Origin of the sequence: Thermotoga petrophila RKU-1, from assembly GCF_000016785.1 — a bacterium.
In the GTDB taxonomy this organism is placed as follows: domain Bacteria; phylum Thermotogota; class Thermotogae; order Thermotogales; family Thermotogaceae; genus Thermotoga; species Thermotoga petrophila.
On the sequence record NC_009486.1, the window covers coordinates 1,280,952 to 1,302,251 of the forward strand.

22 protein-coding genes and 1 riboswitch are annotated in these 21,300 nt (G+C 46.9%); of the genes, 16 read left to right on the plus strand and 6 right to left on the minus strand.

All coding sequences use genetic code 11. The annotated features are described in order from the left end of the window. The first annotated feature begins 860 nt into the window (after positions 1–860). A riboswitch (Lysine riboswitch) is annotated at positions 861–1,040 on the plus strand. 87 nt (positions 1,041–1,127) lie between these two features. The 11 genes from TPET_RS06480 to TPET_RS06530 are packed head-to-tail and all read left to right on the plus strand — an operon-like array spanning position 1,128 to position 10,592. Further along, complete coding sequence (locus TPET_RS06480; protein WP_004081884.1) at positions 1,128–2,105, plus strand: aspartate-semialdehyde dehydrogenase; 978 nt, start codon at positions 1,128–1,130, stop codon at positions 2,103–2,105. Between the two features lie 4 nt (positions 2,106–2,109). Then, complete coding sequence (dapF, locus tag TPET_RS06485) at positions 2,110–2,820, plus strand: diaminopimelate epimerase (RefSeq protein WP_011943765.1); 711 nt, start codon at positions 2,110–2,112, stop codon at positions 2,818–2,820. Next, positions 2,805–3,689, plus strand: a complete 885-nt coding sequence (gene dapA, locus TPET_RS06490) for a 4-hydroxy-tetrahydrodipicolinate synthase (RefSeq protein WP_011943766.1) — start codon at positions 2,805–2,807, stop codon at positions 3,687–3,689. The genes dapF and dapA overlap by 16 nt, the downstream gene beginning before the upstream one ends. Further along, positions 3,686–4,336, plus strand: a complete 651-nt coding sequence (gene dapB / locus TPET_RS06495; RefSeq protein WP_011943767.1) for a 4-hydroxy-tetrahydrodipicolinate reductase — start codon at positions 3,686–3,688, stop codon at positions 4,334–4,336. Before dapA ends, dapB begins: the two co-directional genes overlap by 4 nt. 1 nt (position 4,337) lies before the next feature. Continuing rightward, on the plus strand, positions 4,338–5,039 hold the full coding sequence (gene dapD / locus TPET_RS06500) for a 2,3,4,5-tetrahydropyridine-2,6-dicarboxylate N-acetyltransferase (RefSeq protein ID WP_011943768.1): 702 nt from the start codon (positions 4,338–4,340) through the stop codon (positions 5,037–5,039). A 15-nt stretch (positions 5,040–5,054) separates the two neighbouring features. Further along, positions 5,055–6,260, plus strand: coding sequence for an aspartate kinase (locus TPET_RS06505; protein WP_011943769.1), 1,206 nt, complete (start codon positions 5,055–5,057; stop codon positions 6,258–6,260). Positions 6,261–6,269: 9 nt separating this feature from the next. Continuing rightward, the gene (lysA, locus tag TPET_RS06510) at positions 6,270–7,430 is read left to right on the plus strand and encodes a diaminopimelate decarboxylase (RefSeq protein ID WP_011943770.1); all 1,161 of its coding nucleotides are present in this window, start codon (positions 6,270–6,272) and stop codon (positions 7,428–7,430) included. Further along, entirely contained in the window at positions 7,431–8,504 is a 1,074-nt protein-coding gene (locus TPET_RS06515; protein WP_011943771.1) for a M20 family metallopeptidase, read from the plus strand. A gap of 14 nt (positions 8,505–8,518) precedes the next feature. Next, entirely contained in the window at positions 8,519–8,929 is a 411-nt protein-coding gene (locus tag TPET_RS06520; RefSeq protein WP_011943772.1) for a Fur family transcriptional regulator, read from the plus strand. Next, the gene (locus TPET_RS06525) at positions 8,926–9,318 is read left to right on the plus strand and encodes a hypothetical protein (protein ID WP_048810880.1); all 393 of its coding nucleotides are present in this window, start codon (positions 8,926–8,928) and stop codon (positions 9,316–9,318) included. Before TPET_RS06520 ends, TPET_RS06525 begins: the two co-directional genes overlap by 4 nt. After that, positions 9,315–10,592 carry a nucleotidyltransferase gene (locus tag TPET_RS06530; RefSeq protein ID WP_083756018.1) on the plus strand — a complete coding sequence of 426 codons (1,278 nt, stop codon included), beginning with the start codon at positions 9,315–9,317 and terminating at the stop codon, positions 10,590–10,592. The genes TPET_RS06525 and TPET_RS06530 overlap by 4 nt, the downstream gene beginning before the upstream one ends. Here TPET_RS06530 and TPET_RS06535 read toward each other — a convergent pair. Genes TPET_RS06535 through TPET_RS06560 form a run of 6 tightly spaced genes read right to left on the minus strand, consistent with a single transcriptional unit; the run spans position 10,562 to position 16,514 of the window. Further along, positions 10,562–11,857: a 16S rRNA (cytosine(967)-C(5))-methyltransferase gene (locus tag TPET_RS06535; protein ID WP_011943775.1), complete on the minus strand. Its 1,296-nt coding sequence runs from the start codon at positions 11,855–11,857 to the stop codon at positions 10,562–10,564. The two genes, TPET_RS06530 and TPET_RS06535, sit on opposite strands and share 31 nt — an antisense overlap. After that, positions 11,854–12,546, minus strand: coding sequence for a zinc metallopeptidase (locus tag TPET_RS06540; protein ID WP_011943776.1), 693 nt, complete (start codon positions 12,544–12,546; stop codon positions 11,854–11,856). Before TPET_RS06540 ends, TPET_RS06535 begins: the two co-directional genes overlap by 4 nt. Positions 12,547–12,558: 12 nt before the next feature. Beyond that, entirely contained in the window at positions 12,559–13,779 is a 1,221-nt protein-coding gene (locus tag TPET_RS06545) for a DUF1015 domain-containing protein (RefSeq protein ID WP_011943777.1), read from the minus strand. Continuing rightward, positions 13,734–14,186, minus strand: coding sequence for an rRNA maturation RNase YbeY (gene ybeY / locus TPET_RS06550; RefSeq protein ID WP_011943778.1), 453 nt, complete (start codon positions 14,184–14,186; stop codon positions 13,734–13,736). The genes TPET_RS06545 and ybeY overlap by 46 nt, the downstream gene beginning before the upstream one ends. Beyond that, complete coding sequence (locus TPET_RS06555) at positions 14,167–15,543, minus strand: HD family phosphohydrolase (protein WP_048810881.1); 1,377 nt, start codon at positions 15,541–15,543, stop codon at positions 14,167–14,169. The genes ybeY and TPET_RS06555 overlap by 20 nt, the downstream gene beginning before the upstream one ends. After that, positions 15,540–16,514: a PhoH family protein gene (locus TPET_RS06560; RefSeq protein ID WP_048810882.1), complete on the minus strand. Its 975-nt coding sequence runs from the start codon at positions 16,512–16,514 to the stop codon at positions 15,540–15,542. The genes TPET_RS06555 and TPET_RS06560 overlap by 4 nt, the downstream gene beginning before the upstream one ends. A 46-nt stretch (positions 16,515–16,560) precedes the next feature. On the opposite strand from TPET_RS06560, the gene TPET_RS06565 reads away from it, so the two are divergent. The 5 genes from TPET_RS06565 (at position 16,561) to tuf (ending at position 21,271) form a co-directional block, all read left to right on the plus strand. Then, on the plus strand, positions 16,561–16,980 hold the full coding sequence (locus TPET_RS06565; protein WP_011943781.1) for a DUF1893 domain-containing protein: 420 nt from the start codon (positions 16,561–16,563) through the stop codon (positions 16,978–16,980). A gap of 121 nt (positions 16,981–17,101) precedes the next feature. After that, positions 17,102–17,485, plus strand: coding sequence for a 30S ribosomal protein S12 (gene rpsL, locus TPET_RS06570; RefSeq protein ID WP_004081846.1), 384 nt, complete (start codon positions 17,102–17,104; stop codon positions 17,483–17,485). Positions 17,486–17,496: 11 nt separating this feature from the next. Continuing rightward, positions 17,497–17,964, plus strand: a complete 468-nt coding sequence (rpsG, locus tag TPET_RS06575) for a 30S ribosomal protein S7 (RefSeq protein ID WP_011943782.1) — start codon at positions 17,497–17,499, stop codon at positions 17,962–17,964. A gap of 5 nt (positions 17,965–17,969) precedes the next feature. Further along, entirely contained in the window at positions 17,970–20,057 is a 2,088-nt protein-coding gene (fusA, locus tag TPET_RS06580; protein ID WP_011943783.1) for an elongation factor G, read from the plus strand. An 11-nt stretch (positions 20,058–20,068) separates the two neighbouring features. Next, positions 20,069–21,271, plus strand: coding sequence for an elongation factor Tu (gene tuf / locus TPET_RS06585; RefSeq protein WP_011943784.1), 1,203 nt, complete (start codon positions 20,069–20,071; stop codon positions 21,269–21,271). Positions 21,272–21,300 lie beyond the last annotated feature (29 nt).

Genomic DNA, 21,300 nt, shown 5'->3' on the forward strand with positions numbered 1-21,300 from the left:
GTATTAATCCCTGCTTTTCTCTTTTTATCGAATTTTTGTTCTTGTACCTCTGAAGACGCATTGAAACTGGCTCAATATCGTGGACCACGACTACAGGGAGGAGCGTTTCCATACCTCTAAGGAATTATTGAAACTGTCGGCGTATTCGAAAAGGTCGTAGTCTCCTCTGAGTTTCCATACCTCTAAGGAATTATTGAAACCCGTTGAGTTCAAGAGAAATTATACCACAAACACACTCTGAAAGCAAGATGTTTTTTGACCTTCCATATCCTCCCTTTCCATAAACCATTCTAACACACAAGAGAGCACCTTCAAGTACTGTTTGGAAAAATGGAATAATTGCATAGTCAAACAAGAAAAGAACACAAGCAAAAAACAGAAGATAAATTATATCAACCTACGTCGGGGCATTTTGAGGTGTTTTTGGTGAAAATCGATTAGTTCCATGTTTCACAAATAGATGAAAGAAGGTATTCCTCAATGTGTTAGAAGTTAACTACTAATTTCTCGAATTCAAAGCACTTACACGTCGTTGATTACCACAAATTCTCTTCATATTGTCTCTTCATATCATCCATTATTCCCTTTTTAACGCATAGCTTCCGGTACCACAAACCTGCATGAAATTTTTCGTTACCGGTAATTGCATACTCTGTATCGTTCTTCCAGTGCCAGATACACGCATCACCCACTTTGTGAATGATTGGAACTAATTTGATTTGGATGCATAAAACATAATCAATTTTGATAAATAAATTTTTGTCTAACTTCAAACCCCTTATCGATTGTCACTTCAAAGTTAACCTTTCCTTAATTGTTTCCGGTTTGAAATACTGATACAATTAAGCTAAAATAGTCATTGACCCGACGGAGGCGCGCCCGAGATGAGTAGGCTGTCCCATCAGGGGAGGAATCGGGGACGGCTGAAAGGCGAGGGGCGCCGAAGGGTGCAGAGTTCCTCCCGCTCTGCATGCCTGGGGGTATGGGGAATACCCATACCACTGTCACGGAGGTCTCTCCGTGGAGAGCCGATCGGGTCTGGAATCAGAAAAAGATTTCAGACCTGATTTGGCGTCTCTTCGGGGAGCGAAGAGACGCTTTTTTTATTAATTCAAGGAGGGATGAAGGTGAAAGTAGGAGTTGTTGGTGCCACGGGAGAAGTTGGAAGAACGATGGTAAAAGTACTCGAAGAATTCAACGTTCCCGTCACGGAGCTCAGGCTCTTCGCTTCGGAAAGATCTGTGGGTAAAGAAATTGAATTCAAAGGTGAGAAATTCAAGGTCGAGCTTCTCACGGAAGAATCGATGAAATGGAAGTGTGACTACTTCCTGTTTTCCGCGGGTGCCAGTGTTTCCAGAAAGTTCGCTCCTATCGCAGCCGAAAACGGAGTGACCGTGATAGATAACTCTTCTGCTTTCAGAATGGAGAAGGAAATACCCCTTGTGGTTCCGGAGGTGAACGCTTACCTTCTCAAGGGATACACAGGAATAATAGCAAATCCGAACTGTTCAACGATTCAGATGATCCTTTCCATCTACAAACTTCACGAAGTTTACGGAATAGAAGAGATCTTTGTGTCGACGTATCAGTCCGTCTCCGGCGCTGGTCATAAGGGGATAGAAGAACTCCTTGCTCAAGAAAGAGGAGAAAACGTGATGAAAGTCTTCCCAAAACCCATTCACAGAAACGTCATTCCTCTCATAGGTGATATCCAGGAAAATCTTTTCTCTCAGGAAGAGATGAAGATGGTGAATGAAACAAGAAAAATTCTGAACGACTACTCGATAAGGGTGTATCCAACAACGGTGAGGGTGCCCGTTCTGTACGGACACTCTGAAGCGATCATGGTGAGGCTCAAGAAACCCTACGAGTCTCTCGAAAAGGTGAGAGAAGTCATAGCTTCTGGAGAAGACGTGGTGGTGACGGACGATCTCATAACACCGGTGGATGTCGCAGGAAAGAACGAAACTTATGTTTGCCGACTCAGAGCGACCGATGAAAGATCCATTCTTTTCTGGAACGTGGCGGACAACATCCGTGTAGGGGCTGCGACCAACGCCGTCAGAATTCTCCTGAAGCACGCTGAGATGAACGGAAAGGTGTGATAGTGTGTGCTATTCGGCCAATGGGAACACCTTCCTCATAGTTGACAACACGCAAAAGAGGATACCCGAAGAGAAAAAACCAGATTTTGTCAGGGAAAACGTGGGCGATCTGGATGGAGTCATATTCGTGGAGCTGGTCGATGGGAAATACTTCATGGACTACTACAACCGCGATGGGAGTATGGCGGCCTTCTGTGGGAACGGCGCAAGGGCCTTTTCTCAGTACCTCATAGACAGGGGCTGGATCAAAGAAAAAGAATTCACTTTCCTTTCCAGAGCTGGAGAAATAAAGGTAATCGTTGACGACAGTATCTGGGTGAGGATGCCGGGTGTTTCAGAAAAGAAAGAGATGAAGGTGGATGATTACGAAGGATATTTCGTCGTTGTGGGCGTTCCTCATTTCGTTATGGAAGTGAAAGGAATCGACGAACTGGATGTGGAAAAACTCGGAAGAGATCTCAGGTACAAAACAGGCGCGAACGTGGATTTCTACGAGGTACTTCCCGACCGCCTCAAGGTGAGAACATACGAAAGAGGAGTGGAAAGGGAAACAAAAGCCTGTGGAACGGGTGTTACGTCTGTTTTCGCCGTGTATCGAGATAAAACAGGGGCAAAAGAGGTGAAGATCCAGGTACCAGGAGGTACGCTCTTTCTGAAAGAAGAAAACGGAGAAATCTTTCTCAGGGGGGATGTGAAAAGATGTTCAGAGGAGTAGGAACTGCTATCGTTACACCATTCAAAAATGGTGAGCTTGATCTTGAGTCTTACGAGAGGCTTGTCAGGTATCAGCTCGAAAACGGCGTCAACGCGCTGATCGTCCTTGGAACGACAGGTGAATCACCAACCGTCAACGAAGACGAGAGAGAAAAGCTCGTTTCCAGAACTCTCGAGATCGTCGATGGGAAAATCCCTGTGATCGTGGGAGCGGGAACGAATTCCACCGAAAAAACGCTGAAACTCGTCAAGCAGGCGGAAAAACTCGGAGCAAACGGAGTTCTTGTGGTCACCCCGTATTACAACAAGCCCACACAGGAAGGACTCTATCAGCACTACAAGTACATCTCTGAGAGAACGGATCTCGGGATCGTTGTTTACAACGTGCCCGGAAGAACCGGTGTGAACGTTCTCCCGGAAACTGCTGCAAGGATCGCTGCGGACCTCAAGAACGTGGTGGGAATAAAAGAGGCGAACCCGGATATAGACCAGATAGACAGGACGGTATCACTGACAAAACAGGCAAGAAGCGATTTCATGGTGTGGTCCGGCAACGATGATAGAACGTTCTATCTCCTCTGCGCGGGTGGAGACGGCGTCATCTCTGTTGTGTCGAACGTGGCACCGAAACAGATGGTAGAACTCTGCGCAGAGTACTTCAGCGGAAACCTCGAAAAATCGAGGGAGGTTCACAGAAAACTCAGACCTCTCATGAAGGCGCTGTTTGCGGAAACGAATCCGATACCAGTTAAAGCCGCTTTGAATCTCATGGGATTCATCGAGAACGAGCTGAGACTACCACTCGTACCCGCCAGTGAAAAGACGATGGAACTTCTCAGGAACGTGCTCAAGGAGAGTGGATTGCTATGAAGTACGGAATAGTTGGTTACTCCGGAAGGATGGGCCAGGAGATCCAGAAAGTCTTCTCGGAGAAAGGACACGAACTCGTTTTGAAGGTGGATGTGAACGGGATTGAAGAGCTGGACTCTCCAGATGTTGTGGTTGACTTTTCTTCACCTGAAGCACTCCCGAAAACGGTGGAGCTGTGTAAAAAATACAGGGCTGGACTCGTTCTGGGAACAACCGCCCTGAAAGAAGAACACTTCCAGATGCTGAGGGATCTTTCAAGAGAGGTACCCGTTGTTCAGGCCTACAACTTTTCCATTGGTATAAACGTTCTGAAGAGATTCCTCTCAGAACTCGCCAGAGTCCTTAAAGACTGGGATGTTGAGATCGTGGAGACGCACCATCGCTTCAAAAAAGACGCACCCTCCGGAACCGCGATTCTTCTGGAGAGCGCGCTGGGAAAGAGCGTTCCCATTCACTCCCTGAGAGTGGGTGGTGTCCCGGGAGACCACGTGGTCGTCTTTGGAAACATAGGTGAGACTATCGAGATAAAGCACAGGGCGATTTCGAGGACTGTTTTCGCTATAGGCGCCCTGAAGGCTGCAGAGTTTCTTGTGGGAAAAGATCCCGGTATGTACAGTTTCGAAGAAGTGATCTTTGGGGGTGAGTGAGTTGGACGCAAGAGAAATCATAGAAATGATAGCCAAAGCCAAAAAGAAAACTCCCATAGTCGCTTACATAAAAGGTGATTTGGCGGGCATAGATTTCTCCAGTTTCAAATTCTTCGGTGATGAAAAGTTCGGAATTCTCTTTGGAGAGTACGAAGATTTCAAAAAGCTTCTCGAAGAGCACAAGGAAAAAATAGAAGACTACCATCTCGAGGTGAAAGCGAGAAACTCCGCGCTCCCTCTGGCAGACATCACGAAATACAAAGCAAGAATAGAACCGGGAGCGATCATAAGGGACATGGTGGAAATAGGGGAAGGCGCTGTGATCATGATGGGAGCTGTCATAAACGTTGGTGCAGTGATCGGTGAAGGAACGATGATAGACATGAACGCGGTCATTGGTGGAAGGGCGATCATAGGAAAGAAGTGCCACATAGGTGCCGGTGCGGTGATAGCGGGTGTTATAGAGCCTCCGAGTGCAAAACCCGTTGTCATAGAGGACGAAGTGGTCGTGGGAGCGAACGCTGTAATCCTTGAAGGTGTGACGGTCGGAAAAGGTGCGGTTGTCGCGGCCGGTGCGGTTGTAACGAAGGATGTTCCTCCCTACACGGTCGTGGCTGGTGTTCCCGCGCGTGTGATAAAACAAATAGACGAAAGAACAAAAGAGAAGACAAAGATAGTTGATGAACTCAGAAATCTCGAATGAATGGAGGTCTGGGAAATGAACGTGGTGGTTCAAAAGTATGGAGGAAGCTCCGTTGCCACACCGGAGAGAATAAAGAACGTTGCCCAGAGAATCAAGAAGAAAGTGGACGAAGGGTACAAAGTCGTGGTCGTTGTCTCCGCTATGGGAAAGACAACGGACAACCTCATAAAACTCGCAAAGGAGATCTCTCCAAAGCCGGATTCGAGGGAACTCGATATGCTCCTTGCAACGGGAGAACAGGTTTCCGCCGCGCTCCTTTCGATGGCCCTGAAAGATCTCGGAATAAAGGCCAAATCTTTGAACGCGTTCCAGGTGAAAATAAAAACCACTTCACATCACACGAGTGCTCGCATCGTGGATATAGACGACAGTGTGATCTGGGAAAATCTGAAAGATTACGACGTTCTCGTCGTAACGGGCTTTCAGGGTGTGAACGAACACGGTGATCTGACCACGCTTGGCCGGGGCGGTTCGGATACATCTGCCGTGGCGCTTGCAGCAAAACTCAGAGTTCCTTGTGAAATCTACAGCGATGTGGACGGGATATACACCTGTGACCCGCGTGTTCATCCGAGGGCCAAAAAACTCGCTTACATCACCTACGACGAAGCACTCGAGCTCACCGCTCTCGGTGCGAAGGTTCTTCACTCAAGATCCGTGGAAATAGCTAAGAAATACGGGATACCCATTTACTGTGCATCTTCTTTCACCGAAGAGGAGGGAACCATGGTGGTAGAAAGACTTCCGGAGTGGCTGGAAGAACCTGTTGTAACAGGAGCAACGATTTCTCATGGTCAGATAAAAGTTTCCATATCTTTCCTCCCAAAGGATGTGAAGTACATCACGGCCATCTTCGAGGAAGTTGGAAAGAAAGCCCTGAACGTGGACATGATTTCCCTTGTTCCTTCGAACGGCAAGATTTTCCTCTCCTTCACAATTCTCGAAGACCACAAAGAAGATCTGGACGAGGCGCTCAAAGAGGCTCTCAGAGACGTGGAAGGATGGAAATCCACCTACGAAGGAGGTTTTGCCAAACTCTCCATAGTTGGGGTGGGAATGAGAACGAGCCCGGGTGTGGCCGCCAGGTTCTTTGAAGCGCTGGAAAGGGCGGGTGTCACACCGGAACTTGTCACGACGTCGGAGATAAAGATCTCCTGTCTCGTCCCTGAAGAGAAAGCGGAAGAGGCACTGAAATCGGTGATCGAAGAATTCGAACTGTGAGGTGAAGAAATGGACATCTTGTGGAAAGTGGCAGAGATCCATGGGACACCCGCTTACGTGTACTTCGAGGAAACACTGCGAAAAAGAGCACGTCTTGTAAAAGAGGTCTTCGAGGGGGTGAACCTCCTTCCGACGTTTGCTGTGAAGGCGAACAACAATCCTGTTCTGCTGAGGATTCTAAGAGAAGAAGGTTTCGGAATGGACGTGGTGACAAAAGGAGAACTCTTCGCGGCTAAACTGGCGGGAGTTCCTTCTCATTCCGTTGTATGGAACGGCAATGGAAAGAGCGTGGATCAGATGAAACACTTTTTGAGAGAAGGCGTGAGGATCATCAACGTGGATTCGTTCGAGGAGATGGAGATCTGGAAGGAATTGAACCCGGAGGGCGTGGAGTATTTCATTAGGGTGAATCCGGAAGTCGACGCGAAGACACATCCTCACATCTCCACCGGCTTGAAAAAGCACAAGTTCGGAATACCACTGGAAGATCTGGACCTATTCATGGAAAGATTCGGATCAATGAACGTAAAAGGTCTTCATGTTCACATAGGATCACAGATAACACAGGTTGAACCCTTTGTGGAGGCCTTCGACAAAGTCGTCCGGGCTTCTGAAAGGTTTGGATTCGAAGAGATCAACATCGGTGGCGGCTGGGGAATAAACTACAGTGGAGAAGAACTCGACCTGTCCAGCTACAGAGAAAAGGTTGTTCCTGCCTTGAAGAGATTCAAAAGGGTCATCGTTGAAATAGGAAGGTACATCGTAGCACCTTCCGGGTACCTGCTTCTCAGGGTAGTACTCGTCAAAAAAAGAAGTAACAAAACGTTCGTTGTGGTCGATGGAGGGATGAACACCCTCATAAGACCGGCACTTTACTCCGCGTATCACAGGGTTTTCGTTCTTGGAAAACAGGGTAAAGAAGTGAGAGCGGATGTGGTTGGCCCTCTGTGCGAAAGCGGTGACGTGATCGCGTACGACCGGGAACTTCCAGAGGTCGAACCGGGTGACATCATCGTTGTGGAAAACGCGGGAGCCTACGGCTACACCATGTCGAACAACTACAACTCAACCGTACGTCCGGCTGAGGTGCTCGTCGGAGAAGGCGGAGAGATCTCTCTGATAAGAAGGAGAGAGACAGAGATGGACATCTTCAAAGACGTGGTGATGTGAATGAACGAGATCGAACTAAGACACATCCTTCATATGAATCCAGAGCCTTCTTTCAGGGAGTACAGAACAAAAGAGATACTCAGAAAAGCAGTGAGTGATATTGGATACGAGAAGATCATAGAAGTGGCCGGAACAGGCCTGGTGATAGAAAAGAAGGAAACGGAAGATCCGTACGTTGTTCTGAGAGCTGATATGGATGCTTTGCCCATAAAAGAAGAAACGGGTTGGGAGTTCGCATCGCGTAATGACTACATGCATGCATGTGGGCACGACTTTCACATGAGTGTCCTCTACGGTGCTATGAAGAGACTCAAGAACGTGAAAAAGAACTTTCTCTTTGTATTTCAGCCCGCCGAAGAAACGGGTGGTGGAGCAGAAGAGGTTGTGAACTTTCTCAGAGACAGGTACGAAATAAAAGCCGCTGTTGGGTTTCACGTGACTGACGAGTACGATGCCGGAACTGTGGCATCCCGACCCGGAGTGCTTTTTGCCTCAGCCACGGAATTTGATGTATACTTTAAAGGTGTCCCAGCCCATGTGGCGTTTGCCGAGAAGGGAAAAAATGCTCTGAAGGCAGCGGTTTCTTTTCTCAACTGGCTCTACAACAAAAAGTGGAACGCTCTTGTGGGGGTTGGCAAAATCTCGGGAGGACGAGCGAGGAACATCGTTCCGGATGAGGTAAAATTAGAAGGAACGATAAGATCAGAAGCGCTGAGAATAACGGAAGAAGTGATATCCGATATGGTAAAACAACTTGGGGAACTGAAGGAAAAAACGGGGGTTGATTTTGCTGTTGAAAGGGGCAGTGTCTATCCTGAAGTGAGGGTGGATCAAAACCTCTTTGAAACTCTCAGAGAAACCTGTCAGAGGTTGGGTTTTTCTTTCGTTGAATGTGAGATGAAGTGGACTGGAGAGGACTTTGGGTATTTCTCGCAGATCTTTCCTTCTCTCTCTTTCTGGTTTGGCGTGGGAGAAGGGGAGCGTTTTGGGCTGCACCATCCGCGTTTTTTGCCGAATGATAGGTATATACCCATGGCGGCGGATCTTTTGACTGGGCTCGCTATGGTCGTTTGAGGAGAGTGAACACTATGACCACAGAAGAGATAATTGAACGTTTGAAATCGAAAAAGGTAAAACTCACAACCCAGAGGATGGAAATTATAAAATTCGTATCCGAAATGAAGGAAGGCCATTTTGAGGCAAAGGAGCTTTTTGCCATCCTGTCAAAGAAAGTTCCTTCGCTTTCCATAGCCACTCTTTACAGTGTTCTTTACCTTCTAACGGATTTTGGTGTTGTTTATGCCTTCAGTGATGGTCAGAAAACGGTCTTCGATTTCAATCCGGAGCCACATGGGCACTTCGTTTGCAAAGAATGCGGAAAGATTGAAGACGTAGAAATAAGGGAGCTGAAACTTGGAGAGATAAAAGGCAAAAGAGAAAAAATCGAACTGGTGATAAAAGGTGTCTGTGAGGAGTGTTTGAAGAAGGTGAAAGATTGAAGTACCTTGCGCAACTTTTTTCTCTCCTTCTTGTAATTATAGGAATTCTTGGTCTGGTTGTCTGGGCAGGATTGTACTTTCTGGCGCCTTACATTGAGGGATTTGTAGGAATAAAACTCCCGGAAAATATTTCGAATGTTCTTCTGGGGTGTTTTCTGCCAATACTCGGCTCGGGTGTTCTCCTCAACTTCTACATTTCTTCCGGGATCAAGTGGCTTGTTGTATTTGGCTTTGTTGTTCTTTCCGTTTCTTTTGTGAGCGAGATTTATGGGCTGTACATCCTCAGGGGGATCTTTTTGAAGATCGCTCCCGCTTATCTTATCTTCCTTCTCTTCACAATGGTCTCTCTTGCCTATTTCCTCACGATCATCAGGAGGGATGAAGACTGAAGGTTCTTGGTGTTGTCGTGGAGTACAATCCATTCCACAACGGACACCTCTATCATCTTACTTCGGCCAGAGAGCTCGTGAGACCGGACTACACGATCGCTGTGATGAGCGGTAATTTCTGCCAGAGAGGTGAACCAGCCGTCATAGATAAATTCGCGCGGGCAGAGATCGCTCTCAGAATGGGAATAGATGTTGTTCTGGAACTACCCGTTGTTTTTGCCACACAGGATGCCGGAGGATTTGCTTTCGGTGCGGTGAGCGTGTTGGATGCAACGGGTGTTGTCACAGATGTGGTCTTTGGAAGCGAATCAAACGACATCGGGTTTCTTCAAAGAGTAGCGCAAATTCTTTACGAGCAACCCGACGAATACCAGAAGTTTTTGCATGAAGAGTTGAAAAAAGGCTACTCTTTCCCCAATGCCAGAAAGTACGCTCTGATGAGGTATTTTTCCATGAAAGGTTGGAACGAGGAAGAAGTCCTGAGGCTCGAAAAGTCGAACGATATCTTAGGGGTGGAGTACATTCATTCTGCTCTGAAGATAGGTTCTAACATCAGATTCCACACGATAAAAAGGGTAGGAGCGGAGGAGAAAGACACCAGTTTCAGGGGACGATTCTCCAGTGCAACGGCGATAAGAAACCTTATAAGAGAAGAAAGGTGGGAAGAAGTGAGAGATTCTCTTCCAGAAGATTCTTTTGAGATCCTCATGAGGGAGATAAACGAAGGGCGTGGACCCGTTTTCCTCGAGAATATGGGAGATTTTCTCCTTTCATTTTTCAGACTGAAAAACATGGAGTTCTTCGAGAGAATCCATGGTTTTTCCGAGGGACTCGAAAAGAGGTTTCACATCTGTGCCAGACAAACAGGATCTTACCAAGATTTTCTGGAGTGTGTCAAAGCCAAGCGTTTCACCTTTTCTCGAATAAGAAGACTCGCTCTCTTTTCGGTGTTCGAGGTGAACAAAGAATTCGTTGAAAAAAGCAACGCAAAGGGGCCTCAGTACATCAGGATCCTTGGATTCACAGAGAAGGGAAGGAAAATCCTTTCTCTCATGAGAAAGAAGGCAAAACTTCCGATCGTAACGAACATGTCCCTCTACAGGAAAGTTCTGGAGAAAACAGACCTACCAGTTGATAAACAACTCTTTTTTGAACAGATCGATCTCGACGTGAGGACGACGAACTTCTACTCGATGTTCTTTCCAGCGGTGGAACAGCGCTGTGGAGAACGAGACTTTTCCATTCATCCCATCTTTCTGAGAACGGAGACATAGAAGGGAGTTATCGTCTCGTCAGGAAGCATCAGAAAGCCGTAACCATCCCAGATTCCTTCCACTTCGAATTCTTTCATTTTGTCTCTGGTATCGATCACTTCAACGTCTTTCCTCTCGGAGACGAATCTTTTCACCACTTCGGTGTTTTCTTCTTTCGTCACAGTACAGGTGCTGTAGAGGAGGATACCACCCTTTTCCAGAAGCTGCCAGGCCTGCTGTACCATCCTCAGCTGAATTTCTGAGAACTTCTTGAAATCCTCTTTGTTCACTCTCCTCAAAACCTCCGGATGGTTTCTTGCCGTACCCAGCGAAGTACAGGGAGCGTCCACCAGAATCCTGTCGAATGTGTCCTGTACGTACTCTGTGAGTCTTTCGACATCGGCGATTTTTGTCTCTATCGAAGAGAGTTTCAGGCGTTTCGCGTGTTTTTCGACAAGCTGTGTCTTCTCTCTGCTTATATCAACGGCCAGTATCTTTCCCTGGTCTTTCACCAATTCGGCGATAGCGGTGGTCTTGCCACCCGGTGCCGCGCAGGTGTCCAGTACTCTCAGTCCGGGTTTCAGTTCCATGAAAAAGGGCACAAGTTGTGAAGACTCTCCCTGAACACTTGCGAGTCCATCCTTTATCACTCTGGAGTCGTTCATCGAAATTCCGAGTTTCCTTACAACCAGAGAAAACGGGGCGTGTTTCCCCGGAACTGCCTCCGTGCCCTCTTCGGCGAGAATTTTGATGACTTCCTCTTTAGTGGTTGCAAGTGAATTCACGCGGAGCATGACAGGGAGAGGTTCCTGGTTCCACTTCATAATTCTCAAAACTGCCTCTTCGGGAAGAAAAGATCTCCAGTAGTTCACGATCCACTCCGGATGTGAGTAGATGAGGTGAAGCTCTTTTGGTTCGGGAACAGTTCTCAATCTCCTCAGCACGGCGTTCACCAGTTTTTTGAAGTTTTCGTTCTTCACCAGTTTTACTGTTTCGCTGACCGCCGCGTAATCTGGAACACTGTTCATGAAGAGGAGCTGATAAGCCCCCATCCTCAACGCAACCCTGACAGCGGGTGGGATGTCTTTTTTCTTCAGAAGTTGGTTTATGTACCAGTCCAGAAGCTCTTCTTTCCTCACAACTCCCCACACGAGTTCTTTGAAGAATCTTCTATCTTTATCGTCCAAAAAAGAGAGGACGCTGTCCACGTCCTCTCTCAATATGAATTTTTCCTTCTCGTACTTTCTCAGAAGTCTGTAGGCGAGCAGTCTTACGTTTGTTTTCATCTTCTATCACCGAACAGACCAGCAAGTGCTATCATTCTGAGAAGCTGGAGAAATGCCATCAGTGAAGACGCGACGTAAGTGAGAGCCGCGGCACCGAGTACTTCTTTCACTCCCTTTAGTTCGTACTCCGGCATCAACATCGTTGTTTCAAGGAGCTTCACAGCACGCCTGCTGGCGTTGAACTCAACAGGAAGTGTGATGAGAGTGAAGAGTACCACTAAGGAGAACAAAAGAATTCCCAGTCTTATCAAAAACGGTGTCTGGAAAAAGAGACCAAGAATGAAAATGATCCAAGCAAGCTGAGAACCCGTGACGGCTGCTGGTACCATCAGATTTCTCAGTGCAAGCAGCGGGTATTTTTCTACGTCCTGAAGGGCATGTCCCACTTCGTGGGCTACAACTCCGAGTGAAGCAACGGAAACACCTCTGAAATTCTGTGGAGAGAGCCTGAGCACCTTCCGGTATGGGTCGTAATGGTCAGACAGGAAACCGGAAACGACCTCTATCTTCACGTTGTAGATTCCCGCGTTCTCAAGGAGTCTTTTTGCAAGTTCATATCCTGTGAGTCCAAGAGAGGACCTTACCCGTGAGTACTTGTTGTAAGTAGCCTGAACTCGTATCTGTGCCCAAGAAGCCAGAATAATACCGGGAATCAGTATGATGAACGTTGGATCAAAAAGGAAGAACATCGTATCACCTCCTCAACCGAACACGTGCACCACTAAACCGCTCAGAAGTTTCGGTTCGAACCAGGTCGACTTCGGTGGCATGATCTTTCCTTCATCTGAGACTTTCATAAGCGTTTCTATGTTCACCGGATACATCGCGAAGGCTACATCGAATTCTCCCTTGTCCACCATTCTTTCCAGTTCACACAGACCCTTTATTCCACCAACGAAGTCTATTCTCTCATCTTCGCGAGGATTGGAGATACCAAAGATGGGTTCCAGAACCTCACGCTGAAGGATGTTCACATCGAGACTTTCAACGACGTCCTCTGGCACTTTTTTTGGGATCAGGATGTACCATTTCCTGTTGCCTACGTACATAGTTATTTCGTGTTCTCTGGATGGTCTTGCAGGTACCGTGTAAGATCTGTACGTTTCGAATTTTTCCTGAAGTTTTTCGAGTAACTCCTCTGCTGTGAGGTGAGACTTCACTACTCTGTTGTAGTCGAATATTCTGAGCTGGTTATGGGGAAACGCTGTGGCCATGAAGTAATTGTGAGGTCCTTTTCCTATCTTTTCATCCAGTATGTCGCTGACTCTGGCTGCGGCCGCTGCCCTGTGATGGCCATCCGCTATGTAGAGTTCCTCCACCCTCTCAAAGAGCTTCTTTATCTCATTCACCTCGTTTTCATTTTTGACGACGAAAAATTCATGAACAACATCGAGATCATCGCGTATTCTGTAAACGGGCTCCTGAGAGTCGGCAATTTCAGAGAGTTTTTTGTCAAATTCTTCGAAAGCCTTGTAGAAAAGAAAAACCTGTCCTGTGTGTGCCCTGGTTTTCAGAATGTGTTGAACCCTTTCCTCTTCTTTCTTTTTCCGAGTAAGCTCGTGTTTCTTTATTCGACCCTTCTTGTACTCCTCCACAGGAAAGAGTGCCACTATTCCTGTTTGTGTGTGATCGCCCATCCTTTGACGGTAAATGTAGAATGCTTCCTTCTCTTCCTGAATAAGAATGCCATCCTCTATGAACTTTTCCAGATTTTTCCTGGCTTTCTCCATGTCCTCGGGTGTGGGATCCATCTCTATTTCATGTGTTTCCGCTTCAACGCGAGTTACCCTCAGAAAGCTGAAAGGATTGTTCTTTATTGTCTCTTTGGCTTCAAGAAAGGAAATCACATCGTAAGGTTTGGCCACGAATTTTTTGGCTATCTCTTTCCTGGGCCTGAATCCTCTGAAGGGTCTGATCTCCATTCACCCCATACCTCCTCGACATATTTTTTCTGTTTTTCGAACATCTCTTTGGATTTTCTGTCTTCAAACTCGTGATCGTATCCTGCAAGATGAAGTATCCCGTGAATCACCACTTCCAGAAGCTCTTTTTCAAAGGTGTTGCTGAACTCTTTGGCGTTTTCTTCTACGATCATGGGACAAACGTAGATTTCTCCATAGACATCTTCTTCCATGAGGAGAAAGGTGAGCACATCTGTTGGCTGATCGTGGCTTCGAAACTGCTGGTTGAGTTCTTTAATTTCATCTTCGCTCACAAGAATCACGTTTACATGTACATCTCCTATCTCTTTCTTTACGATTTCTTCGAGTTTTTCTTTAACGTCTTCGAGAAGGTTCGATCCTTTACCCTCACCCAGTATTCTTATCATTTATCTTTACCACCTTCTGAATTTTCTCTTCCTCTGGATATTCAATTCTGGAGCTGAACAGATTCACGAGAACCTGGAGGAACGCGTCTGAAATCTTTTCGAGCTCGCTCAGAGTGATACCTGACTCATCGAGCTGTCTCTCAAAGAATATGGAAGATATGACATCTTCAACGCATTCCTTGATCTGAGAAACGGAGGGTGACTTCAAGCTTCTTGATGCAGCTTCCACAGAGTCAGCAAGCATGATGATGGCCGCTTCTCTGAACTGTGGCTTGGGGCCTGGATAACGAAATTCTTCTTCGGGAATATCCTCAAACTGCTGTTTTGCTTTGTAGTAGAAATACTTCTGCGATCTTGTGCCGTGATGCTGGGGAATTATGAATTCAACGAGGAGGGGGAGTCGGTATTTTCTTGCAAGTTCCACACCGTACTTCACGTGCTCGTTCAAAACGAGGTGGCTGAGAGAGGGGGTTATGTCTTCGTGGGGATTTTTACCGTCTCTAATGTTTTCAGTGAAGAAGTGAGGGCGTTTCATCTTCCCTATATCGTGATAGTAAGCTCCTATTCTTGCCAGAATGGGGTTTGCGCCTATTTTCTCCGCTGCAGTTTCTGCTAAGTTTGCGACGATCACACTGTGATAATAAGTTCCTGGAGCTTTAATGGAAAGCATCTTGAGCAACGGATGGTTCAGATTTCCAAACTCTACGAGCCCAAGATTCGAGTAAAGGCGACTTGTGTATTCCACGTAAGGCAGTATTCCAAGAACCAGAATACCTGAAAAGATCGGATTCAAAATAGCAGCTACCAGGTCGTACGGCGTGTACTCGATTTTCAGTCCAAACTTCATGAACAGAGATGTTCCCATAAGAGCAAGAGATGTGAGGGCAGAAGATTTCACCACATCCAGTCTTCTGTTCGCTTTGGAGAGAGTCACTGCCGCAACAAAGGTTGTTGAAATGAACGGCAGAAGAAGAAAGATATCGTAACTCCATCTATACAGGGCAAACAAGGACATCAGAAATCCGGTCGTTATTGCTATCTCTGGAGAGAAGAACACGAGCTCTATGAGTGCAACCGGTATGTATATAGGTGTCACGAAAGGACCTATCTCCGGGAAAGAAAATCCGATGAAAGAAGCTCCAAGCAGTATCAGTGCCAGATGGGTGTAGGTGAATGCTTCGCTGAGCCAGTACTTTCTGTAATATCTGGTACTCATCTCCACCAGAGCGAACCAGATAACGAGGGCGACCAGTGCCTCAAAGATGAAATTCAAAGGTCGGATTCCTGTACGAACGTGCACCAGCATCAAAGAAAGAATCACCGTAATCGTTATCAGGAGGAAACGCTTTCGATTCATAGCTTCCTCGACCTTTCGTACTCTTCGTAGGCCTTTATGATCTTCTTCACGAGAGGGTGTCTCACAACATCGCTTTCGTTCAGATACACGAATTCTATACCAGAGATTCCTTCTAAAATTTTCTGGCACTCTATGAGACCGGACTTTTCCTTCTCGATATCCACTTGGGTGATGTCTCCCGTTATGACCGCCTTGGAGTTGAATCCGAGTCTGGTGAGGAACATCTTCATCTGCTGGTATGTGGTGTTCTGGGCTTCGTCCAGAATGATAAAGGAGTTATTCAAAGTCCTTCCTCTCATGTAAGCGAGCGGTACGATCTCTATGATGCCTCTTTCACGGTAGCTGTTGAATTTGTCCGGGGATGTGATATCTATGATGGCGTCGTAAAGAGGTCTGAGATAAGGTTCCACTTTTTCAGACAGATCTCCCGGCAAGTATCCAAGCTTCTCTCCGGCTTCAACGGCTGGTCTTGTGAGGATGATTCTGTTCACCTTTCCCATTTTCAGATAGTCTAAAGCAACGGCCACTGCCAGGTACGTTTTTCCTGTACCGGCTGGACCTATCACGAACACCACGTCGTTCTTTTCGACTGCTTCCAGATACTTCTTCTGGCCGAGTGTCTTCGGCTTCACTTTCTTGCCGATGATCAATCCTCTGCTGTCGTTTGAGAACACTTCTTTCACACTTTCTGAGTTCGAAACTCTCTCCACGAGATACTCGAACTCAGTCCAGTCCAGAAGGTGACCGTCCCGTGTTATGGATATGATCTCATCGAGCACCCGATGGGCTGCATCGACACTTTTCTCATCCATGCCTTTTATAAGAATCTCACTGTCTCTCACCGCGAATTCCACGTTGAAGAGTTTTTTCAGATACCTCGCGCGCTTGTCGTACTGTCCGAATATCTCCAAAACGGCCACATCTTCTGGAATTCTTATTCTTCTAACTGCAACCGTGGGTTTCACCTCCACACTGGTATACTTTCTAAGGAAATTATACTACGAGGAGCGTGGTGAAATGGAGGAAACTCTTTTGAAGACAGCTTTGAAAATCTTTGAGGAGAAGAAGCTGAGTTTGCTGGTTTATAACGGTCGGACGATCTTCGAAAGCAAAGGCAGTGGTCTAAAACCATTGATAGAACTCTACCGAAGCTTCGATAATCTGGAAGGAAGTCTGGTGATCGACAAGATGGTTGGAAAGGCTGCAGTTTCTTTTCTGTTGAAAATGAGACCCGACCACATCCACGCAAAAATTATAAGTGAGCCGGCTTTAAAATTACTGAATGGATACGGACAGTCTTTCAGCTACGATAAAAAGATACCTTTTGTCCTCGCAAGAAATGGCAAAAGTATGTGCCCATTCGAAAAACTGGTTCTGGAGATGGACAACCCGGAGGAAATCATAAGGATTGTTCTTTCAAAATTCACGTCACTTTAAATGAAGTTTTAAACTACTTATGATAAATTGATGAGAGGTGCTTGCTTTCTTTGTTGACAATATACAAATTGAAGAGTAAAATTAAACTTCGGCTTGGAGTAAAACGGAAGGGAGGATGAAGATGCCAACGATCAATCAATTAATCAGGTACGGCAGGAAACCGAAGAAGAAAAAGTCAAAAGCTCCTGCTCTTCAGGGAAACCCTCAAAAGAGGGGTGTGTGTATAAAAGTTTCTACGATGACACCGAAAAAACCGAACTCCGCTCTCAGAAAGATCGCAAGGGTGAGGCTTTCAAATGGAATAGAAGTCACTGCGTATATTCCTGGAATTGGTCACAACCTGCAGGAACACTCTGTTGTGCTCGTCAGAGGTGGTAGGGTCAAGGACCTACCTGGTGTCAGGTACAAGATCATCAGAGGGGCTCTGGACGCTGCAGGCGTCGAGGGAAGAAGACAGTCCAGAAGTAAGTACGGTGCGAAAAGACCCAAGGATCAGAAGAAGTGAGGTGACTGTGGGTGCGTAGAAGGAGAGCTGAAATAAGACAGGTACCACCTGATCCGGTGTACGGAGATGTGCTTGTTGCAAAGTTGATAAATAAAGTGATGTGGGATGGCAAAAAAACAACCGCTCAGAAGATCGTCTACGGTGCTTTCGATATCATCAGAGAAAAGACAAAGAAAGATCCTCTTGAAGTTTTCAGGCAGGCTGTAGAAAATGTGAAGCCTGTTCTTGAAGTAAGACCGCGAAGGGTTGGTGGTGCAACTTACCAGGTTCCCATCGAAGTTCAGGAACCGAGGAGGACCTCTCTTGCTCTCAGATGGATAGTTGAAGCTGCAAGAGCCAGAAAAGGAAGGCCAATGAAAGAGAAGCTGGCCGAGGAGATCATAGCAGCATACAACAACACAGGTACGGCCATTAAGAAGAAGGAAGACACTCACAGAATGGCGGAAGCCAACAGGGCATTTGCTCATTACAGGTGGTGATAAGTATGGAAAATGTGGAAGCGAGGTATGTTGACCTGGATAAGCTTAGAAATATCGGTATAATGGCCCATATCGACGCCGGAAAAACTACGACAACAGAGAGAATTCTCTATTACACGGGAAGGAAACACTTTTTGGGAGACGTCGATGAAGGAAACACAACCACTGACTGGATGCCTCAGGAAAAGGAAAGAGGCATTACGATACAGTCTGCTGCCACAACGTGTTTCTGGAAGGGCTATCGAATCAACATAATTGATACACCCGGACACGTTGACTTTACGGCCGAGGTTGAAAGGGCGCTCCGCGTTCTCGATGGAGCAATAGCTGTTTTCGATGCCACGGCGGGAGTCGAGCCTCAGTCAGAAACCGTCTGGAGACAGGCTGACAAGTACAATGTCCCGAGGATCGCTTTCATGAACAAGATGGACAAAGTGGGAGCAGATTTCTACATGGCCGTCGAAACTCTTGTAACAAAACTCAAAGCAAATCCCATTCCAGTACAGATGCCGATCGGTAGTGAGAAAGACTTCCAGGGTGTGATTGACCTCATAAAAATGAAGGCGATCTACTGGGTTAGCGAAGACGGATCGGTGTACGAGGAGAGAGAGATCCCAGAAGAACTCAGAGAAGAAGCGGAAATGAGAAGGGAAGAGATGCTTGAAAAAGTTGCAGAGCTGGACGAAGAAATTCTTGAAAAATACCTCGAAGGTGAAGAGATTTCCGAAGAAGAAATAAAGAGAATCTTGAGAAAAGCAACCATAGAAAACAGGGCAGTTCCCGTTCTCTGTGGAGCGGCGAAAGCCAACAAAGGAATACAACCGCTTCTGGACGCGGTGATAGACTATCTGCCGTCGCCCCTTGATCTTCCGCCGGTGAAGGGCTGGAGGGTTTCCGACGGAGAGATTGTCTACAGAAAACCCGATGAGAACGAACCTTTTACAGCTCTGGTCTTCAAAGTGCAGGTGGATCCATACATAGGAAAGCTCGTGTACTTCAGAGTGTACTCTGGAAGGCTGGAGAAAGGAAGTTACGTTTACAACTCCACAAAGGGCCAGAGGGAGAGAATATCGAGGATCGTCTTCATGCACGCAGACAAGAGAGAGGAAGTTGACTACGTCAGACCCGGTGATATAGCGGCAGGGGTCGGCCTCAAAGTTTCTCAGACTGGAGATACACTCTGCGACGAAAAAGAGCCTGTAATCCTCGAAAAGATCGACTTCCCAGAACCTGTTATTTCTCTTGCTATTGAACCGGCCACGAAAGCCGATGAGGAAAAACTCGTGAAGGCACTGCTTGCTCTCTCTGAAGAAGACCCCACTCTTCAGGTGAGGGTTGACAAAGAAACGGGAGAAACCATCATTTCAGGAATGGGTGAACTCCATCTTGAAATAGTTGTGGACAGGTTGAAGAGAGAGTTCGGCGTCAACGTGAGAGTCGGACAGCCTCAGGTGGCTTACAGGGAAACCATCAAGAGGCCTGCTGAAGCCGAAGGAAAATACATTAGACAGACCGGTGGTAGAGGTCAGTACGGTCATGTGATTCTCAGAATAGAACCCATACCCGAAGAGGAAGGAAAGAACTTCGAATTCATTGACAAGACGGTCGGTGGTGTGATACCGAAGGAATTCATGCCCGCTATCGAAGCAGGTATCAAGGAGGCTATGATGTCTGGGCCTCTTGCGGGATATCCCGTTGTGAGAGTGAGAGCAGTTGTGCTTGACGGATCTTACCACGAAGTTGACTCCTCAGAAATGGCGTTCAAGATAGCTGCTTCGATGGCATTCAAAGAGGCCATGAAAAAAGCGCAACCGGTTCTTCTTGAACCTATCATGAAGCTTGAGATCACTACACCGGAGGAATACATGGGCAACATCATTTCCGATCTCAATTCCAGAAGGGCTAAGATTGAATCTCTCGAAACAAGAGGACATTTGAAAATCGTTGTAGCGAAGATCCCGCTTTCTGAAACTTTTGGATATGCCACAGTGTTGAGATCGCTCAGTCAGGGTAGAGCGAGCTACATCATGCAGTTCTCGCACTACCAGGAAGTTCCGGAGAAAATCGCCGAGAAAATCATCAAGGTTGTTTAAGGAGGGAGAACATGGCGAAGGAAAAATTTGTAAGAACAAAACCGCATGTTAACGTTGGAACGATTGGACATATCGACCACGGAAAGTCCACACTGACAGCCGCTATAACAAAGTACCTTTCTCTCAAGGGACTTGCCCAGTATGTTCCTTACGACCAGATCGACAAGGCTCCTGAGGAAAAGGCAAGAGGAATCACCATCAACATCACACACGTTGAGTATCAGACCGAAAAGAGGCACTACGCTCACATTGACTGTCCTGGTCACGCGGACTACATCAAGAACATGATCACCGGAGCGGCTCAGATGGACGGAGCCATCCTTGTTGTCGCTGCAACCGATGGTCCCATGCCTCAGACAAGGGAACACGTGCTTCTTGCAAGGCAGGTTGAGGTTCCCTACATGATCGTCTTCATAAACAAGACGGACATGGTTGACGATCCTGAACTCATCGACCTCGTCGAGATGGAAGTGAGAGACCTTCTGAGCCAGTACGGTTACCCTGGAGACGAAGTGCCAGTCATAAGAGGTTCTGCTCTGAAAGCCGTCGAAGCTCCTAACGATCCGAATCACGAAGCTTACAAACCTATCCAGGAGCTCCTCGACGCTATGGACAACTACATTCCTGAGCCTCAGAGAGAAGTTGATAAGCCGTTCCTCATGCCTATTGAGGACGTGTTCTCAATCACAGGAAGAGGAACGGTTGTTACAGGAAGGATCGAAAGAGGAAGAATCAAACCCGGTGATGAAGTTGAGATCATAGGTCTCAGCTACGAAATCAGGAAAACCGTTGTTACAAGCGTGGAAATGTTCAGAAAGGAACTCGATGAAGGAATCGCAGGAGACAACGTTGGATGTCTGCTCAGAGGAATCGACAAGGACGAAGTTGAGAGAGGACAGGTTCTCGCAGCTCCTGGAAGCATCAAACCACACAAGAGATTCAAGGCTCAGGTTTACGTCCTGAAGAAGGAAGAGGGAGGAAGACATACACCGTTCACAAAAGGTTACAAACCCCAGTTCTACATAAGAACCGCTGACGTTACAGGGGAAATCGTAGGACTTCCTGAAGGTGTCGAAATGGTTATGCCTGGAGACCACGTCGAAATGGAAATAGAACTCATCTACCCTGTCGCTATTGAAAAGGGACAGAGATTCGCTGTAAGAGAAGGTGGAAGAACAGTTGGAGCTGGTGTGGTCACAGAAGTCATCGAGTGAGGGGGACGCTTCCCCCTCCTTTTTGAGAA

What these genes read in the sequence shown, in the direction of transcription:
- dapA (WP_011943766.1), top strand. Translation starts at nt 2,805, where the DNA reads ATGTTCAGAGGAGTAGGAACTGCTATCGTTACACCATTCAAAAATGGT.
- dapB (WP_011943767.1), top strand. Translation starts at nt 3,686, where the DNA reads ATGAAGTACGGAATAGTTGGTTACTCCGGAAGGATGGGCCAGGAGATC.
- TPET_RS06505 (WP_011943769.1), top strand. Translation starts at nt 5,055, where the DNA reads ATGAACGTGGTGGTTCAAAAGTATGGAGGAAGCTCCGTTGCCACACCG.
- lysA (WP_011943770.1), top strand. Translation starts at nt 6,270, where the DNA reads ATGGACATCTTGTGGAAAGTGGCAGAGATCCATGGGACACCCGCTTAC.
- TPET_RS06515 (WP_011943771.1), top strand. Translation starts at nt 7,431, where the DNA reads ATGAACGAGATCGAACTAAGACACATCCTTCATATGAATCCAGAGCCT.
- TPET_RS06520 (WP_011943772.1), top strand. Translation starts at nt 8,519, where the DNA reads ATGACCACAGAAGAGATAATTGAACGTTTGAAATCGAAAAAGGTAAAA.
- TPET_RS06535 (WP_011943775.1), bottom strand. Translation starts at nt 11,857, where the DNA reads ATGAAAACAAACGTAAGACTGCTCGCCTACAGACTTCTGAGAAAGTAC.
- TPET_RS06540 (WP_011943776.1), bottom strand. Translation starts at nt 12,546, where the DNA reads ATGTTCTTCCTTTTTGATCCAACGTTCATCATACTGATTCCCGGTATT.
- TPET_RS06545 (WP_011943777.1), bottom strand. Translation starts at nt 13,779, where the DNA reads ATGGAGATCAGACCCTTCAGAGGATTCAGGCCCAGGAAAGAGATAGCC.
- ybeY (WP_011943778.1), bottom strand. Translation starts at nt 14,186, where the DNA reads ATGATAAGAATACTGGGTGAGGGTAAAGGATCGAACCTTCTCGAAGAC.
- TPET_RS06555 (WP_048810881.1), bottom strand. Translation starts at nt 15,543, where the DNA reads ATGAATCGAAAGCGTTTCCTCCTGATAACGATTACGGTGATTCTTTCT.
- TPET_RS06565 (WP_011943781.1), top strand. Translation starts at nt 16,561, where the DNA reads ATGGAGGAAACTCTTTTGAAGACAGCTTTGAAAATCTTTGAGGAGAAG.
- rpsL (WP_004081846.1), top strand. Translation starts at nt 17,102, where the DNA reads ATGCCAACGATCAATCAATTAATCAGGTACGGCAGGAAACCGAAGAAG.
- fusA (WP_011943783.1), top strand. Translation starts at nt 17,970, where the DNA reads ATGGAAAATGTGGAAGCGAGGTATGTTGACCTGGATAAGCTTAGAAAT.
- tuf (WP_011943784.1), top strand. Translation starts at nt 20,069, where the DNA reads ATGGCGAAGGAAAAATTTGTAAGAACAAAACCGCATGTTAACGTTGGA.